General features: G+C 64.8%; 12 protein-coding genes. 2 read left to right on the top strand and 10 right to left on the bottom strand.

The genetic code is table 11. The annotated features are described in order from the left end of the window. Positions 1 to 131: 131 nt before the first annotated feature. On the top strand, positions 132 to 2,237 hold the full coding sequence (locus M8009_RS00810; protein WP_250058866.1) for a pentapeptide repeat-containing protein: 2,106 nt from the start codon (positions 132 to 134) through the stop codon (positions 2,235 to 2,237). Positions 2,238 to 2,370: 133 nt separating this feature from the next. Here M8009_RS00810 and M8009_RS00805 read toward each other — a convergent pair whose 3' ends face one another. Beyond that, the gene (locus tag M8009_RS00805) at positions 2,371 to 3,030 is read right to left on the bottom strand and encodes an SOS response-associated peptidase (protein WP_284047673.1); all 660 of its coding nucleotides are present in this window, start codon (positions 3,028 to 3,030) and stop codon (positions 2,371 to 2,373) included. Between the two features lie 12 nt (positions 3,031 to 3,042). On the opposite strand from M8009_RS00805, the gene M8009_RS00800 reads away from it, so the two are divergent. After that, positions 3,043 to 3,696 carry a hypothetical protein gene (locus M8009_RS00800; protein ID WP_250058865.1) on the top strand — a complete coding sequence of 218 codons (654 nt, stop codon included), beginning with the start codon at positions 3,043 to 3,045 and terminating at the stop codon, positions 3,694 to 3,696. A gap of 20 nt (positions 3,697 to 3,716) precedes the next feature. On the opposite strand, the gene M8009_RS00795 is transcribed toward M8009_RS00800, so the two are convergent. From M8009_RS00795 to M8009_RS00755, 9 genes are all read right to left on the bottom strand, one after another. Beyond that, on the bottom strand, positions 3,717 to 3,953 hold the full coding sequence (locus tag M8009_RS00795; RefSeq protein WP_250058864.1) for a hypothetical protein: 237 nt from the start codon (positions 3,951 to 3,953) through the stop codon (positions 3,717 to 3,719). Next, positions 3,953 to 6,091 (bottom strand): hypothetical protein, encoded by a 2,139-nt coding sequence (locus M8009_RS00790; protein ID WP_250058863.1) that lies wholly within the window; start codon positions 6,089 to 6,091, stop codon positions 3,953 to 3,955. Before M8009_RS00790 ends, M8009_RS00795 begins: the two co-directional genes overlap by 1 nt. A 12-nt stretch (positions 6,092 to 6,103) precedes the next feature. Further along, the gene (locus M8009_RS00785) at positions 6,104 to 6,505 is read right to left on the bottom strand and encodes a hypothetical protein (RefSeq protein ID WP_250058862.1); all 402 of its coding nucleotides are present in this window, start codon (positions 6,503 to 6,505) and stop codon (positions 6,104 to 6,106) included. After that, on the bottom strand, positions 6,502 to 7,500 hold the full coding sequence (locus tag M8009_RS00780) for a LamG domain-containing protein (protein ID WP_250058861.1): 999 nt from the start codon (positions 7,498 to 7,500) through the stop codon (positions 6,502 to 6,504). The genes M8009_RS00785 and M8009_RS00780 overlap by 4 nt, the downstream gene beginning before the upstream one ends. Positions 7,501 to 7,515: 15 nt before the next feature. Next, positions 7,516 to 8,700: a hypothetical protein gene (locus M8009_RS00775; protein ID WP_250058860.1), complete on the bottom strand. Its 1,185-nt coding sequence runs from the start codon at positions 8,698 to 8,700 to the stop codon at positions 7,516 to 7,518. A gap of 13 nt (positions 8,701 to 8,713) precedes the next feature. Then, positions 8,714 to 12,145: a hypothetical protein gene (locus tag M8009_RS00770; protein WP_250058859.1), complete on the bottom strand. Its 3,432-nt coding sequence runs from the start codon at positions 12,143 to 12,145 to the stop codon at positions 8,714 to 8,716. 3 nt (positions 12,146 to 12,148) lie between these two features. Then, a complete protein-coding gene (locus tag M8009_RS00765) occupies positions 12,149 to 12,568 on the bottom strand; it encodes a hypothetical protein (protein ID WP_250058858.1) in 420 nt (139 codons plus the stop codon). 8 nt (positions 12,569 to 12,576) lie between these two features. After that, the gene (locus M8009_RS00760) at positions 12,577 to 15,990 is read right to left on the bottom strand and encodes a hypothetical protein (RefSeq protein ID WP_250058857.1); all 3,414 of its coding nucleotides are present in this window, start codon (positions 15,988 to 15,990) and stop codon (positions 12,577 to 12,579) included. A 65-nt stretch (positions 15,991 to 16,055) separates the two neighbouring features. Further along, positions 16,056 to 16,520 (bottom strand): hypothetical protein, encoded by a 465-nt coding sequence (locus M8009_RS00755; RefSeq protein WP_250058856.1) that lies wholly within the window; start codon positions 16,518 to 16,520, stop codon positions 16,056 to 16,058. Positions 16,521 to 16,569: the final 49 nt, after the last annotated feature.

The raw sequence follows: 16,569 nt of genomic DNA, 5'->3' as shown, positions 1-16,569 counted from the left end.
TACGTTGCGTTCACACCGTTGGCCACTCACTCTGTGCTCTGTAGCGGCCGTCCCTGGTCAGGTGGTGCTATCCATCCCGATATGACTCGGTGAACTATACTATGCAGCACTGACCGGGGAGGACTCCCCTGATGACCGAGCGAGAGCAACAACAGGTCGCCCGCATCAATGAGCTCTCGGCGCTGGCTCGCACCTCCTGGCTGGCGCTGCTCGCTTACCTTGGCTACATCGGCATCACCCTGCTCGCCGTCCAGGATGCCGATTTCTTCGTTCCCTCCCGCCAGACCGAGTTGCCGCTGGTGGGCATTGCTATCCCCACGTTCTCGTTCTTCGTCTTTGCCCCGCCGCTGGGTGCCGCCCTCTACATCTACCTGCATATTCACCTGCTCAAGCTCTGCGATGCGCTCGCCGCAGCCCCAGCCCGCATCGACGGAGAAGCGCTCGCCGACCGCATCCACCCCTGGCTCGCCAACGACCTTTTCCTGACGATGCGTGCCGACGGGGCTGCCAGCAGTCGACCGCTGCGCGGCCTCTCGAATCTTGCCAGCCGTTTGTTGGTCTGGGTGGCCGCGCCACTGGTACTGGCTGGCTTCTGGTGGCGCTCGATGCCCGCCCATGAGGAGTGGCTGACGCTCTTTCTCGCCCTCAACCTGCTTATCGCCATCTACACCGGCCTTTCCAGCTGGTGGAGCGCCCGCAGCGCCTTCTGCCGCACCTTCCGACGCCCCTGGCCAAATCCGTGGCGCGGCCGGTGGCACCGCCGTGCCGGCCTCGCCGCCGCGCTTGCCATCATGGCCATCAGCTGGTTACGCACCGAAGGAGGCGTCGACCACTACGTCAATCGTGTCATTGACTTCGCTGAGGTGCTCATCGGCATACCCTTATTCGACAACGGAACCTATCCCAATGGCGATCCGAAATCCGCCCAGGTCGTGCAGGAGGAATGGGTAGCTTCGCGTATCTGGATCCCCAATCTAGCTACCTTCTCTCTGGATGATGACCACTGGTTAGCATACCGCTGGCTCTATGATGTCAGGATGGCCTGGACCCCTCTCGCCCGGACCGATCTCACCGGTGTCGAGCTGGTAGAGCTGCCCGAGTCCTGGCGCACCGCCGAGACCGCTCGCGCCGACTTTCGCGAGCGTTGGTGCCGGCGCGAGGGGCTAAGTATGGAGGATTGTGGCCATCTCATCTCGGTCGACCGCCCACCGCTGCTCACGCTGGCGGCGACGCGAGCCAAGTGGTGCACTGAATTTCCTGACATTCCGGCGAACGACTGCCTGGCCTGGTTTGATACCCTTGATCAACGCTTCGCAAATGACTGGGATGAGGAACGCAAAGCCAAGCTGGCCAACCTGCCCAAGCTTGAACTGGCCAAACGTGACCTACGGCGAGTCAATGCATACGGGGCCACCCTGGTAAACGCAGACCTCTGGCGGACGCGGCTGCAGGGGGCAACCCTCGTTGGGGCGAGGCTGGAGGGGGCAAACCTCATTGGGGCGAGGCTGGAGGGGGCGGACCTCTCTCATGCAAGGCTGGAGGGAGCGGACCTCAGCTGGGCTCAGCTGAAAGGGGCACGGCTGGGGAGTGCGCGGCTGGAGGGAGCGAATCTCGAATGGGCACGGTTGGAGCATGTGGACCTTTCTGAGGCTCGATTGCACGGGGCGAAACTCAGAGAAGTACGGCTGGTGGGAGCATATCTCACGCGGGCGAGGCTGGATGGGGCGAAACTCTTTGGGGCACAACTGGAGGGGGCGCACCTAGATCATGCGCAGTTGGAGGGGGCGCAACTCTTAGGCTCGCGGCTGGAAGGAGCAGACCTTTTTGGGGCGAGGCTGGAGGGGGCGGACTTGAGGTGGGCGCGGCTGCAGGGGGCACGGCTGGAGGGGGCGGACCTCAGGTGGGCCGTCCTGCATACCGCCGATCTTCGTGGCGCTCAAGGGCTTACGCAGGTTCAGCTCGACGGTGTAATTGGCAATGCCGACACGCTGCTGCCCGAGGGGACCGACACCGGCGAGGCGTATTACATCTGGAACTGTTGGGAACAGCCGCCACCCAACTTCCAGGGGACCGTTGCCACTTGGGGGGGGAGTGTGGAAACTGATGAGGGTGAGCACCTCCTGCTGCGCGAGGCGGCGCTCTGCGGTAATCGACCGCGAGAGCGAACCGGAACCCCCTTGGCCCAGGACGCACCCTACCCTGAAGGCCATCCTATTGCGGGCAGTGACCAACACTAGGAGCCTGTCGGGCTTAACGCTGATCTGCTGGGAACCCCGGTCATTCGGCATGCGATCATGCATGCTGTTAAGGCGTTATGTCTTGAGCATAGTCACCCAAAGAATCTTCCTCAGAAGAGATTGCCGAGCCCGGCTATGCCTTCAGCGGCTCCAGAAGCGTAGCGTCGTCATTCCCTGGCCGGTTGACTCGTTTGCTGACCGGCCAGTGGGTGACCAGGTCGACGTCGAGGTGCTGAACCGCGGCACGGATCGCATCGCGCTCATGGAGCAGGGGATCGAGCCAGGCTTCGAGGCTATCCTCGGCCAATGCCAAGGGCATCCTGACGTGGATCTCTTTGGCCGGCCCGCGGGCCGGTTCGGTGACAATCGCGCAGCATGCTGAGCCATCAGCATAGTCAGCCCAGATCCCGGCGAGGAACAGCAGCTCGCGATCCTCACGGCAGATGAAGTGAGGCTGTTTACCGCTGGCAGTCGGCACCCACTCATACCAACCGTCTGCGGGGATCAGGCAACGGTGATGGCGGAAGGCTCCCTTGAAGTAGCGGCTGGTTGCCAGGGTCTCGACACGCGCATTGATGGGCTGCGGCGCATCGCCGCCAGCCCAACTCGGGCGGTACCCCCACCACAAGTCATCGATGGTAGGCTCGTCTTTAGGCTCTCGCCGGCGAACGCCGGTGATCCAGGTACCGGGCGAGACGTTGTAGCGAGGCGCCCAACCGGTTTCAGCATCAGGTAGGCCCAGACGCATGGTCACGGCTGGAGGGTCGGTGAAGAGAGCGAATCGACCGCACATCAGGAACCTTGGATGACATACGAACAGTTTGTACAATGCATGAAAACACCCACATCGTTAACCATTATAGCACTATCTTCCATTATTCTCATAGCCTCATTTGTTCCTGGAGTTTCTCTCGGCGGGCTATCCACTTTTGGAATCTTGCTAACCGCCCTCTTTGCGCTAAACCTAACACGGGAACAGATTGGAGAGTGGAGAAGAAAAGAAGCTTATTATCTTTGCGAAGCTTTAGAAAGAAACTATCGCCATATAAAAACAGATATAGCCAGCACGATAAACAACATCAGGTGGGTTGAAAAAACATCAACCAATTCTTACTGGGCAATTTGCAAATCGCTCCCATTAATAACATCTGGTGGCAAAAACATAGCATACAGCAAGTGCATAAGGCACCTTGATTTCATCAGCCAACATCTTGAAGCCATTGGAAAAACTGGCACCTTTGAGGCTAGAGAACTAATAGAAGCCATATACCTTCTTCACTTAAAGATCAATGCATTCAATAACATGCCCGAGGAAAACATTGACGAACAGGAAATAAAAATGGCAGCAAAAAGAATCAATGAGGCCAGCCAAGCATTTGAAAAAGAACATGGCGAAGGCGTGCCATTAAGCCTAGATCAATACATACACAACTTGATGCTTTATTGCATTAAGAAATAAAGACTGACTTGCAGGGGCTTCTACCCTCCAACCTCCACCGTCACATCCGTCAGCGTCGGCGCCTCCCCCACCACTGCGCCACCCTGCACAAACGCCTTGAGCCCAACGGCCACGCCCTGCCCTCTCGCCCGGAGCGTGCCGCCGCCGGGGAGCTCGAGGGTGCTGGTGCCGTCGCTGTTGTGGCTGGTGACTTCGCCGACCAGCAGGGGGTCGCGGGGGATCAGCTGAAGGAACTGGCGATAGAGGTTGCGGGCCATCAGGCGGTCTCCTCGAGGTGGCGTTCGAGTTCGGCGGTCTGCTCGACGACCAGGGCGTCGTTGTTGAGCCGGGCGCTGACGCTGACGGCGCGCACTAGCCCGCGCCAGTCGTTGCCGTCGGGGTCGATGCGCACGAGCTGGCCGGTGGCGAGCAGGCCGGCGATGTCGGTGGCCACGGGCAGCGCCAGGCTTTCGCGAGTCTGTTCGCCGCTGGCGGAGAGCACGGCGATGCCTCTGCCCCGGGCCGGGGCCTGGCGGGTGATCAGCGGGTCGACGATCATCTCGCCCTGCCGGTCGGCGGCGGTGCCGGTGCGCTTGACGAGTGCCAGCACGCCGGTGGTCTCGCCGGAGACGTAGACGCCGTTGAGTGGCTCGCTGGGGCGATACTCGCTGCCCAGGCGGGTGAGCAGGTCGAGCGGCAGGGTGACATCCGGGGTCTCGCCGGCCCAGGCCCAGTGCGGGGCGGCGTAGCGCGGGGCGATGATCAGCCGCGGCTCGCTGGGGTGGGCCTGCACCACGGCGCCGGCGGCGGTGGCGATGGCGGTGATGGCCTCGATCGGCGTGCGGTTGGTGTAGTGCCAGGCCTCGGGTTCGATGAGCCAGTCGTCGATCTGCCAGTCGAGCGTCCAGCCTAGGGGCAGCTCCTGCTCGGCGAGCTGCTGGGCGGTGCGGGTCTGGGTCTCGGCGTAGCTGCGTGGCTGGGCGTGGGGCGCGCCGAGGTAGGCAGCCAGGCTGCGCGCACTGAGGGTGGCGGTGGGCAGGCTGCCCCACTGGCGATCGCGGCTCCAGCCGTCGAGCACGCCGCGCCAGGTGTGGCCGTTGATCTCGGCCTCGACCTCGACGGGCTGGACGGCATCGCGCACGGCTTTGAGGCTGGCCTCGCCGAGCAGGGTGGCGCGCAGCTCCCAGGCCCAGGAGTCGGCGTCGATGGCCACGCTGATGGCGCTGGCCTCGAGGGCCTGGCCGGTGGCCACCAGGGTCAGGGATGCGCTGTTGCTCACGAGGTAGGTCCTCTGGATGGGGGCGACGATGGGCGCGTCGGGATCGCAGGGATCGACACCGACATCGAGTGCAGTGCCTACCGGCAGGCGTTGGCAAAAATTGAGGTCCGATGAGCCGCGGAAGAAGGCCGGCAACTCCGGCCAGCCAGGCTCTTCCGGAGGTTCAGGCGGCCGGGGCGGCACCGAAACCCCGGGTGGCGGGTCGATGGCCTGCTCGTAAGGCCCATGAACGTCCAGAGGGCGGAATTCACCGAACTGCCAGTCGCTGCCCCAGTGTCGAGCGAGTATCCGCTCGGTCTCCTGGTACGCCAGCCCCCAGCCGGTTCGCAGATGTGGCAGGAAGCGGCCCAACACTCCCTGGACAGCCCACGCCGAGACACCCTGCTGCTCGCGCACGCGGCGGAACCTGTCGAGAGGAGGCAAGAGCTGGTACCGCCAGGCGGCGGTATGGCTGAGTGGCGCGGCCTGCTGCTGCACGCCGCGGCGCAGGGCATCGAGCCGAGACAGCTGCCGGGCCGGAGCACTGGTGGCGAGGCGGGCCGGGTCTGCGTGCTGGTAGCGAGTAGCCGTCTGCTGGCGACGCTGCTTGCTCTGCCGGTACCCGTCACCCGTGACTGCGGCCAATGTGGCGGCGCGCTGGTAACCGCTAGCCGCAAGGTGACTGGGATCTCGGTGCACGTTGATGTCAGTGGACAGCGCCACCACGGCGACAGTCTTGGGCAACGTCGCCTGCACGCGCAGGGTGTTGCTCGCCTCCAGCCGTACATAGGCTGCCAGGCTGGGCAGGGTGGCGTTGATCGTCAGCGGCGTGGCCGCCTCGGGGGTTCCCCCGGCTTCCCCACCAAAGGCCAGATCGGCGGCCCCGGCCTCGGGGGCGGTGTAGTCTCCGCTGAAATCGAGGTCTACCGCACCGGCCCCGGGGGGCTGGTAGCGGTAGGTGGTGGGCGCGAAGTCGAGGCGCAGGTCCAACGGCTCGCCGGGGCTGTAGTCGCCCCAGAAATCGAGGTCCACGGACCCGGCGCTGGGCGCCTCATAAGGCGCCACGTAGGGCTCGACTCCCGTGGCCGAGAAGTCGAGGTCGACCGCCCCGGGTTCATACTCTAGCAGGGGCCGCCACAGCGGTAGGTCCTTGGCCATGGGGCCTCCTTATCAGGGTTCGACCAGGACCAGGGAAACCCCTTCGACCAGCATCCCGGCATAGACTTGCGTGGCTGGCATGGTGGCGGGGGCCCCGCTGCCGTCCTCCCCCACCTCGAGGTCCATCACGGTGGCGCCGGTGGCGTCCCGCAGTCGGCCCCAGCCGGCCTCGCCGCCTCCGGTGGCCATGGTCTCGGGCATCGGCTTGCCGGTCAGCACCCCGTTCTCGATGCTGTCGGCGAACGGCACCGGCACCGGCAGGGCCACCAATTCCTCCCCGCTCGGCGCCTGCTGGGCGTTGGCCGGGCGCTCCTCGGTGTAGAGGGTGAAGGTGGCACCGTTGCCGGCGTTGTCCACGCGGCTGGCGATGGCTTGCAGCCGGTCGTTCTTGACCGGCAGGGCGAGGTCCATCATGCCGGCACCTCCGGCACGATGTTGTCGGCGATTACCCCGTTGTACTCGAGGTTTTTATCCAGCGCGACGATGTAGTGGGCCACCTCGGGGTTCAGGCCCTCGAGGGTGTAGGTCCCGTCAATGGCGCTGGTGGTCTCGGCGACCTTCTTGCCGGTCGAGCGCACGAAGGCCAGCACCCGCTGGGCGGCGGGGTCGCCCTTCACGGTCACGGTGCCACTGATCTGGCCGGGGTAAACCACAGGCTCAGGCTCAGTAAGGATCGAATCTGTAGGTACCAGAAAGTCGATTTCTACTGGCGCGGCTAAGTCCGATGGAACCGAGCCTTCGACCACCACGTTATTACCCAAAATAGCGTATGTGTAACCCCCGCTAACCTCGGCATTCATGGTGGGGTCGTCGCTGTCCAGAGACAGGGCCCATAGAAGACCGGGTTCTCCCGGGCCATAGTCTGTGTCTTTGTCCACCGCGACCTGAGCATCAGTTCTTGCGGTGCTCCATAGTCGAATGTTCGCCAAGTCAACATCGGCCTGATCGTAGTACCCCATAGGGTCAGACGATAGGTAACTGGGGTTAGAGCCCATATAGAGCGAACCAACCGCCGTGCTGGAGGCAAGCGAGCCATTGAGGTACACCTTAAAGGCGGTCTGGTACTCATGAACAATGGCAATGTGATGCCACTGGTCCTTGGCTAGGGAATCAATAGAAAGCGAAGTACCATCAAGATAAACCCTAATCCCGTCAGTTGTTCTCCGAATGTAGAGGCCACGACTCGTGGGGCTGGAGCTGTAGCCTTTCTGTGATGTGAGGATAGTTCCAGAAACATCCCTACAGAAAACATAAAACTCCAGCGTGAAAGTTTCGAATCTGTCGCCGCTCCTCTTCACAGGGAACGGGGTGATGATCAGAGCGTCGTACCCTACTTTGGACGGGTCAATAGCACCGGGGGGTGCTTTCGTTAGCCCGTATCCCGAAGAGGGAGGATATGTTATAGGCATGTCCGCACCTCCTAATCAGTGCCAAGGACCGGAAATGTCGATCAAGGCCATGTTCTGATTGTTGTCGTTGTAATCAGTGCTGCTCAGTCCGGCAAAATACCAGACCCAATAGACACGGCCCCCTAGCTCGACAGTAGAATCGTCGCCGTACATTGCCCCCGACAGGCAGTTGGCAAGACCCGGCAGAACACCCACTGGCACGTAACCGCCCCCCGGAACTTCTGCCAGTGCTGTAAGCTCGGTCTCCACACGAGCCTTGTTATCGCCTGCGTCTGGAAGGACAAACGGTTTTCCCAAGTAAGGGGAATACGACAGGGTTTTCACTTCTAGGTTGACCCCCCTCCCCCCGATACCCCGAGACACCCTCTTGTAAGTCGATGAGGTAAGGTCACCCATATAGCCCTCTGGGCTAGAGTCACTTGTGCCGAACTCCATCAGACCAATGAAGGCATCCTGATAACCGGATCTGCCTTTGGCTAGGTCGCCGAAGGCAATAATGGTGCTCTGGGCTGTGATGCTTGTCTGTTCGGGGTTAGGGTCGGAGACGTGCATCCACACGAACCTACCGTTAGCTACAATCTTCCAACTCCTCGGAAAATCGTAGTATGAGGAATCATTGTAGGTACCCTGAGAGATACCCCCATCACCGAACTCACCGTGTCGCGTGTCGATGTCAGTGACTGAAAGGTGCCCACGCAGGAGCACCTGTACTATATCCTCGTCAGCATAAGCCCAAGAAGCAGCCATCCAATCGCTGTTATCAATATAGTAACAGGGGCTGGATGGTTCAGAGGGTTGAAAGATGGCCCGGTGACCATCGGTTGATTCATGAGGCATCGTCCACCCTGCCGAGGCGGTTTTGACCGACAAGGCGCCTGTCGCGTTTCCAGATGGCACAGTGTCCATAGCAAACCGCACGGTGGTATTACCCACCCCGGTAACTTTCCACAAGCCATTCCATTCTTCCTCATTGGCCCCGGCGACTTCCACTACTTGGTGGACCACAAAGGAGTGCCCACCAGAAAAAAGAATAACTCCCTCCCCTTCCGCAGGATCATAGGTTAGGTCGTCGGCTGGGGATACGTTGAAGCCGGTTACCAAGACCTGCCTAAGCACCTCCTTCAAAGAGCCAAGGCTGCGGGTCATCAACACAGGGGCACCCACCATGCCACTGTCATACATGCGGATCGGATCAGACATGTCGTTGCCTCTCTTATTGCGGGTCGGCGTTCACGTTGCCGCGAACTTGGATACGAAACTCGAAGTCGTTGCCTTGAGCCTCGCCCTGCATCACGGTGCGGGCCAGCCAGATGGGGGCGTTGGCCCCTATGGTGTTGAAGCGCAGCACGTTGCCGGTGCTCCACCCCTGCCCCCAGCCCAGCACTGGCACGGTGAAATAGGGCACGTTGGTATTGGGGTTGTGGATGGCCAGCTCGGTGTTGATGTCCCCGGTGCCGATCTCGCCCACGCTCTCCCCGACGACCCGAAAGGTTGTTGAGCTGGTGAAGATCAACGCCCAACGCTCGGTGATGGCACCGCGGTTGGTGACGGTGAGCGGGTACTGGGTGGCGTTGTACTCGGCACTGGTCTCGTCGCCGATCAGGCTGTCCGACCATTCGTTGGTCCAGGTGGCCTGGTCGAACAGGTTGGCCCAGCGGGCCTGCAGGTCGCCGCTGATCAGCGCCGAGCTGACGTAGGTGTCGTCGGCCGGGTAGTCGTGGCTGAGCTGGCCGATGATGGTGATCTGCCCGCCGATCTGCACATCAGAGATCAGCACCAGGTCCTCGACGCGATGCACGGCGTAGAGCGGCTCGGCATATCCACTGAGATCCGCGCCACTGTCGAGGGTGAACAGGCCGGCATCGAGGTCCACGCTGACATCGGCCTGGGGCAGGCGCTCGCCGTTGGCATCCTCGACGTGGCCGAGCGCCAGGCGGGTACGGCCCACGTCCAGGCTGTCGCCCGGCTGGGTGTCCAACGGCCAGGCGGTCTTCGCCGTATGGTGCACCACCGCCACCTGTGCCGGCCGATAGATCGGCACGCGGCCGTCCGGCGGCAGGCGCACCGGGTCCAGCCCCAGCAGCTCGGCGTCCAGCGGCAGCGAGGTGAGCACCACGGTGTTGAAGCGGCAGGTGCTGGGCAGCACCGGGCGCGGGCGCCAGATGTTGCCGTCGCCGTCGACGTTGGCCGGGTCGTACCAGGGTTGGTTCTTCTCCTCGGTGGTCAGTGACGAATCGGCCACCAGCTCCCCGAAGCGCACGCTGGCCACGCCAGTGCTGTAGTCGATCTGGCCCTCGAGGTCGCCGCCCTGGATCTCGCCGTTGAACTGGCTCTGGCCATCGAGCAGCTCGCCATCGGCGGCGGTGGCCAGCAGCGAGAGTTCGCCGACCTGGATCGGGCTGCCGGGCGTGCGGAAGAACACCTCGTTGACGTTCCACTCGCCGTAGACGGTGATCAGGCTGTCGATGCCGATCTGGTTGCTGCCGCCGCCGCCCCAGTCCTCGAGGACCACGCTGGCCCGGGCGTAGTCGATGGTGCCGCTGTAGAGTCCGGCGCCGGTCTGCGGGTCGACATCGCGGTAGAGGCTGCCGTCGCGGTCCTCGTAGGTGGCGCCGCGGAAGGTGAAGCGCAGCGTGGTCGGCACGATCATGTCCTGCAGCAGGGGCAGCAGGTCGACGCGCAACGGGCTGGGGCTCTGCGAGACGCTGCCGGCGGTGCTGCCGATGGTCTGCGGCTGCCAGCGGGCGATGACGGCCGAGCCATCGGCAAACTCCTCCGTGACGCCGACCTCCTTCCAGCTCGCATCGCCGTCGGCGTCGTTGCGATCCCAGCGCTGCAGCTTGCCCTCGAGCTCGACGCGCATCGTCACCAGGCCGGTCTCGTAATCGACCACGCCCTCGAAGCCCGGCAGGTTGCCCGCCCCGTCGTCATAGGCGCGGTAGGTCAACTTCGAGCTCTCTTCATAGCGCGACTCGAAGTGGCTGATGGTATCGCCGCCACTGTCGGCGCTGTAATCCGCCCAGGAGGCGCGGCCGGAACGCCACGCCGACCAGGTCGACTCATCGATGGTGCCGCCGCTGGCCTCCGTGTCGCTGTGCTCGACGACCCACTGCAGGCTGACCGAGCCCGGTTTGATCGGGGCGTTGGGCAGCTGCAGCTGGACGAAGCCGCTGCCGTCCTTGCTGGGATTGAACGTTGCGGTGTCGGAGGCGCCGTGTTCGTAGTCGATGACCACGTTGCCGCCGGCATCCGGCCAGGCGCCGTCGTTGAACTCGATCCATAGCTCGCCCAGGCGGTCGCCGTTGGTGCCATCCTGGAAGCCGTAGACCATGCGCCCGCTGGCGGCGCCGGTCAGGTTGCCCTGGCCGTCGTCGGTGGCGGTGACCTCGGTGTCGTTGGAGAGCCAGGTGGCGGTGACGCTGCCGGGCACCACGCCGCCGTGCTCGAGCATGAAGCGCAGCGAGGGCGTGGCGAACGGCACCTGGTAGCCGGCGCGGTCGACGTAGTGCACCGGCGTGCCCCAGTAGATGAGGATCGCCGAGTCGACGTCCGGCAGTTCCTGCAGGGTGATCGAGAGCGAGCCGGTGGCGAAATTGACCTGGCCGGTACCGCTGCCGGTCAGCTCGCCGTTGCCGTTTTCATCACGCAGGGTGTACCACTTGCCCAGCGCCAGGAACTCCACCACCACGGTGCCGGGGGCGGGTAGCGGCTGGAGGTTGCGCGTGTAGGAATAGCCGCGGTTATTGACGGCCACCCCGATCTGCAGCGTCTCGGCGACCTGCGGAATCTCGTGGGTGATGCCGCCGCTATCCACCGAAAGCGCCACTTGGCCGCCCACCTGCACATCGACCACCGGGCTCTCGCTCTGGGTGCTGGGCACTATGGGCTGGTAGACGCTGGCCACCCGGAACTGCTTGGCACCCAGGCTGGCCGCCTCGGCCAGCGGGCTGATGCCGTAGTAGCGCGAGGCGTCCGCCACCTGGCTCTGGCGCAGCAGGGTATCGGGCTGCGGGCTGGAACCGCGCACCGGCTCGTGGCCATGGAAGCGGGTGGTGATCTCGGTGGAGATCTCCAGGGTGAGCACCTGGCGGGTGAAATCGCCCTGCGAATCGGTGAACACCTGGTTCTGGCTCTCCACGCCGGTGATGCGCACGTACTGTTCGTCGCCGGCATCCGCACCGCTCTCGGTCGAGAGCACCAGCACGTCGCCGATGTCCGGCGGGGTCTCACCGGTGCGCGTGTAGGCCAGCAGCGAGCGCTGGCCGACCAGCTGGTCGCCATACAGCCGCATGCGGGTCAGCGGCCCGGGCACCACGTAGCCCTCTACCCGCTCGCGGGCCTCGTCGCGCTCGTCGGTGGGCGAGCCGGTCGAGAACGCCAGCACGGCCACGTTGTCGTCATCCGGGGCCTGATCGATGATCACGTGGCTGCCGAAGTAGATGGCGGTGTCGTCGCTCTCGGCGGCGCCGTAGACCTTGCGCAGGCTGGTGCGCCCGTAGACGCGGTCGAGGTCCGAGACGTCGTTGAAGATCTCGTTGGAGAGACCGTCCTCGATCTCGTTGCCGGTGATGCGCCCGCCGCCGTCTTCGTTGTCGGTCATGCGCTCGCTTTTCAGCAGCTTGATGTCGCCCTGCAGAATCGGCATGCGTTAAATCTCCATCAGGCGGAGGGTGATCAGGTAGGGGTGGGTGCCATCGGGGTCGGCCAGGCGATAGACCGGCGTGGCCTCCAGCGGCCGGGCGTTGCCGGCCAGCCGCCAGGCCACCGCGAAGGTGCGGCCGTGCACGTCCAGGGTCATCGCCGGCGGGGTGTCGCCGGTGGCCACCGTGTTGGCGGCGTCCTCGAGCAGCGCCTGCAGGGCCAGCACGTCGGCACGCGGGTACCAGCTGGCACCGGCGCTCTCGAGGGTGATCGGCCGGCCGCCCTGCGCGGTGCTGTGGTGGACGATCAGCGCCCCGCTGAGCGAGCGCTGCTCGGCGCCGACCACCGGCGACCAGTCGAACTCATCCGGCCAGGCGAGATCCTCCGGCAGCGTGATGACGCCGCCGGCATGGGTAAGGGTGATCATGGGCGTTCCTACTGTACGCGGCGGGCATCGCGGCCCAGGGCAGTGATCAGGTTCTCGGCGTCGCGCTCGGTGGCGACGTAGGCGGTGGCGTTGCCGGTCTCGGCGCGCACCAGCACCTCATAGCGCCGGGTGGGCTGAGCGACGGCGGCCGGCTGGGCGGCGCTGGCGGGCTGAGCCACACTGCCCTGCCGTGACGTTGAGGCCCCGGCATCGGCGGTGGCCTGGCGTTCACGCTCGCGGGCTTCCTCGCGGATATTGGTGAGGCGCCGCTGGTGGATCTCATCGGCCAGCCGCAGCGCTTCGCGGGCGGCACGCTGTGCCTCGGCGTCGCCGGCCTCGCGGGCCTCGTTGAGCTGCTGCTGCAGCTCGAGCTTCTGGCGGTCGTACTGCAATTCCTGCACGCGCTCCTGGTCGCCCTCGAGCTGGGCGAGCTGCTCGCGCATGCTGGCTATGCTGGATTCCAGCGAGTCGTTGAGGCGCTGGCTGGCTCGCTCGGCCTCTTCCATGGCGCGGGTCTGCTCGTCCACGGCATCGGCGTGGTCGCGGCTACTGTCGGCCGCATCATCGGTGGAGGACGCCGCCTCACGGGCCCCCTGAGCCACCGCTTTCCAGGCAGCACGAACCCCGCCGGCTGCATTGGCGGCCGCGCCCTGGATCTGCTGCAGGCTGAGCTGCATGCTTTTGCCGGCCTCGGCATTTTCGTTCTGGCCCTCAGCGGCTTCCTTGGCCGCCTCGTTGACCTTCTTCAGCGCATCGACGGCGCCGTCGCTGCCGTCCTCCAGGCCCTGGAAAGCCTCCTGCCAGGCCGCCAGCCACTGACCGGCGCCATCCACCCCGTCGGCGACCATCTCACGGAGGTTCTCGAGGAAGGCCTCGCGGGCCTCGGGGCTGTCGAGGTTCTCCCAGGTGGCCTGGAAGGCGTCCTGCAGCTGCTCACCGGTAAGCTCGCCGGAGCGGGCCAGGGTCTCGAAGCCCTCGATGGCCTCGCGGGCGCTGTCGCTGACCCCGGTGCGCAGCTCTTCAAGGGTCAGGCCGATGGCATCGGCGGCGGCCTGCATGGCCTTGGCGTTGTCGCGACCAGCACGTTCGGCATTACGCAGCTCGCGCTCGAGCCGCGCCACCTCATTGGCAGCCTCGCCGGTCTTCTGAGCCAGCTCGCTCGAGGGGTTCTTTCTGAGCTCCTCGCGCAGGGCCTCGTGCTCGACGCGAGCACCGTCCAGCGCCTCGGCCAAGCGGGCCTGCTGGTTGGCGTTATCCGCGGTGGCCTGGGCGATGGCCTGGGCGGATTGCAGCGCCGCGGCGCTGATGACCTGTTGACGCTCGGCGGCGGCCTCGGCGGCATCTGCCCCCCGGGAGGCTGCCTTACCGGTGTTGTCGAAGGCACCGACAGCATCGGCGCCGGCCTGGAGGGTCTGCTTGCCGTACTCCACCGTCTGATTGGCGAGATCCACAACCGCCTGGCGCGCACTGGCGGCGCGGGCCTCGAGGCCACGCATGGTCTCGTCACTGACCAGGCCGAGCCGGTTCAGGCCATTGGCCACCAGCTCGATCCGCGACATGATGCCGGCGATCACCCCGGCGACCACAGTGAGCACGCCACTGGCCGCCGTCTGGATGCCGCGGAACGCCGCCACGAACGAGTTGCCCAGGAACTGGGCGGTGTCGATCAGCCCCTGCAGGGCCGAGCCCACCCGCTCGCGGTTGGTGATGACGTATTCCATCCAGCGCTGCGTCTGCTGGATGAGGCCGCGGAACACCTGGCTGAGATCGTCGACCAGGCCGGGGTTGTCCTCGAGCAGCTCATCGAACGAGCCGGCCAGGTCGTTGACCGCCGGGCTGACCTCGCCAATCAGCCGGTTGCGCAGCCCCTGCAGCCTGCCCTGGAGGCGCTCGATGGCATCGTTGGTGGCCTGCAGATTGGCGATCTGCTCGGGGTCCATGATGGCCCCGACCTGGTTGGCCTCGTCGGTGAGCTCGCGCAGGCCGGCGGCGTTATCGCGCAGCAGCGGCAGCAGCAGGCTAGCGTCGTTGGCCAGGCTCTCCAGCACGTTGACCTGGCTGGCCTGGGGCAGGCTATCCAAGGCCCCGGCGATGGCCAGCAGCTGCTCATCCGGTGAGAGGTTGATCAGCTCGTCGAGGCTGAGGCCCAGGGCGTCGATGGCGTCCTTCGCCTCGCCACCACCATTGGTGTAGGCGTCGCCGATCTTGTCGGCCACGTCCTTGAGCAGGTCGCCGGTCTTGTCGGCATCGATGCCCACCCGCGAGAAACCGTACTGCAGTTCCTGAAGGCGCTGGACGTTGACGCCGATCGCCTCGGAGGTGTTGTCGAGCTGCTGGGCCAGTTCGGCCTGGCGGGCGGTGTAGCGGGTGATCAGCCCCACCGAGAGCGCGGCACCGGCGGCGGCCCACTTGGCGAAGCTGACGGCACCACCGGCCAGGCGCTTGCCGAACTGCTTGAGCTTGCCGTCGGTCTGGTCGACTTCCTGGCGGTACTCGCGCAGGCTGCCCTTGAGCTGATCGACCGAGCCCTCGAGCTGCTGGGACTCCACGTCGAGGCGCTGCTGTTCGTCGGCGAGATTGTCGACGTCCACCCCCGCCTGGCGGGCGTCATAGCTGAGCTCGTCGAGGCTATTGGCCTGGCGCTGGAAGCTGCCAGTGGCCTTGTCAGCCGCGGTCTCGGCGCGATCCAGCTCCTTGCCCTGCCGGGCGAAGGCGCGCTCGCTCTCCTTCAGGTCGCGATTGAGGTCGCGGCTCTCGTCGCGGTAGTCCTCCCAGCTCTGCTTGGCGCCATCCACGGCGGTGCGCTGCTGGGTCAGCTCGTCGCGCAAGTTGCTGAGCGTGCCGGCCTGCTGTTCGTAGCTCTGGCGAGCCTGGTCGGCGGCGCCGCGAGCCTCGTTGAGCTGGCGGGCCTGCTGCTCGGTGGCCCCGCCGCTGGCTTCGATGGCGGCCTCGAGATCCTGCACCCGCTGGGCGGCATCACGCCACGCCTGGCGGGCGCCGGTGGTGCTCTCCTGCACGCCCTTGTACTGGGTCTGCAGCGCCTGCAACTCGCGGCGCTGCTGCTGGTAGGCATTGCTGGCGGTCTCCGCCTGCTCGGCGGCCTGCTGGGCAGCACGCCGCTGGGCCTCCACACCCTGGGCGCTGTCCTCGTAGGCGCTGCGCAGGCGCTCGGCCTCGCCCACCGCCTCGTTCATGGCCTGCTCGGCCTCGGCGACCTTGCCGCGGGTCTGCTCCAGCGAGTCGATCAGCTTGCGCTGCTGGCCGAGCGATGACATCGCCTCGTTGAGCTTCTCGACATCGGAGGAGGCCGAGGTGGTATCACCGCCCAGCTCGTCGATCTCGGCGAGCAGCGCGCCGATGTCCTGCAGGCCGTCGACCGCGGCACTGATGCGCAGCTGGATGTCGTTCTGGTTCTGGGCCATGGGTCACCGTGCAGGCAAAGAAAAGCCCCGCTCGGTGGCGGGGCTCGGGGATCGTGTGGGTATCGCTATGGATCGCGCTGCTGCATCCGTCGCTGGAACTCGGCGACACCGTTTTCATCTGGTTCAGCTCGCTCGACGTTTTCACCTGGATCGTGCACAGCGCTCATGCCTGATAGCGATGGCTCGAGCCGGCTTGGTTCCGGTGCGTCACTCTTTCCAGCGATGGTTTTGCACTGTGGGCAGATGCGCGCCGTGGGATGCTTGAGCGTCATGCATTTGGAACAGCGTCGGCTTTTTCCCGAACGAATGGCCCGCTCGTCCAATACCGACTGGTTCACCGGCTGAGCGATCACATAAAGCATCCCGATCAGCGGAGTGCCGAAGAAGCCGATAAAACCTGCCACGATCATCGAATTGCCACGACTGTATACGGCCAGCAGCACTGCCAGCCACGGCACCACTACCAGGAAAATTAGCCACCACCCGGCCATCTGGCCGATGGCGTAAAACGCATTCGGTTCCGTTTCCATCTTCCACCTCCTTCAGTTCCCTGAAGGCAGGTTACATCTTGTAACCCGG

The organism is Halomonas gemina (assembly GCF_023554995.1).
Taxonomy (GTDB): domain Bacteria; phylum Pseudomonadota; class Gammaproteobacteria; order Pseudomonadales; family Halomonadaceae; genus Halomonas; species Halomonas gemina.
The sequence above is the reverse complement of the archived record's forward strand: the minus strand, read 5'-3'. Positions and strand labels throughout refer to the sequence as shown.

Bases quoted from the DNA above. Each gene is read 5' to 3' on its own strand.
- M8009_RS00800 (WP_250058865.1), top strand. From the start codon at position 3,043: ATGACATACGAACAGTTTGTACAATGCATGAAAACACCCACATCGTTA.
- M8009_RS00785 (WP_250058862.1), bottom strand. From the start codon at position 6,505: ATGATGGACCTCGCCCTGCCGGTCAAGAACGACCGGCTGCAAGCCATC.
- M8009_RS00765 (WP_250058858.1), bottom strand. From the start codon at position 12,568: ATGATCACCCTTACCCATGCCGGCGGCGTCATCACGCTGCCGGAGGAT.
- M8009_RS00760 (WP_250058857.1), bottom strand. From the start codon at position 15,990: ATGGCCCAGAACCAGAACGACATCCAGCTGCGCATCAGTGCCGCGGTC.
- M8009_RS00755 (WP_250058856.1), bottom strand. From the start codon at position 16,520: ATGGAAACGGAACCGAATGCGTTTTACGCCATCGGCCAGATGGCCGGG.
- M8009_RS00770 (WP_250058859.1), bottom strand. From the start codon at position 12,145: ATGCCGATTCTGCAGGGCGACATCAAGCTGCTGAAAAGCGAGCGCATG.
- M8009_RS00780 (WP_250058861.1), bottom strand. From the start codon at position 7,500: ATGCCTATAACATATCCTCCCTCTTCGGGATACGGGCTAACGAAAGCA.
- M8009_RS00795 (WP_250058864.1), bottom strand. From the start codon at position 3,953: ATGGCCCGCAACCTCTATCGCCAGTTCCTTCAGCTGATCCCCCGCGAC.
- M8009_RS00810 (WP_250058866.1), top strand. From the start codon at position 132: ATGACCGAGCGAGAGCAACAACAGGTCGCCCGCATCAATGAGCTCTCG.
- M8009_RS00775 (WP_250058860.1), bottom strand. From the start codon at position 8,700: ATGTCTGATCCGATCCGCATGTATGACAGTGGCATGGTGGGTGCCCCT.
- M8009_RS00790 (WP_250058863.1), bottom strand. From the start codon at position 6,091: ATGGCCAAGGACCTACCGCTGTGGCGGCCCCTGCTAGAGTATGAACCC.
- M8009_RS00805 (WP_284047673.1), bottom strand. From the start codon at position 3,030: ATGTGCGGTCGATTCGCTCTCTTCACCGACCCTCCAGCCGTGACCATG.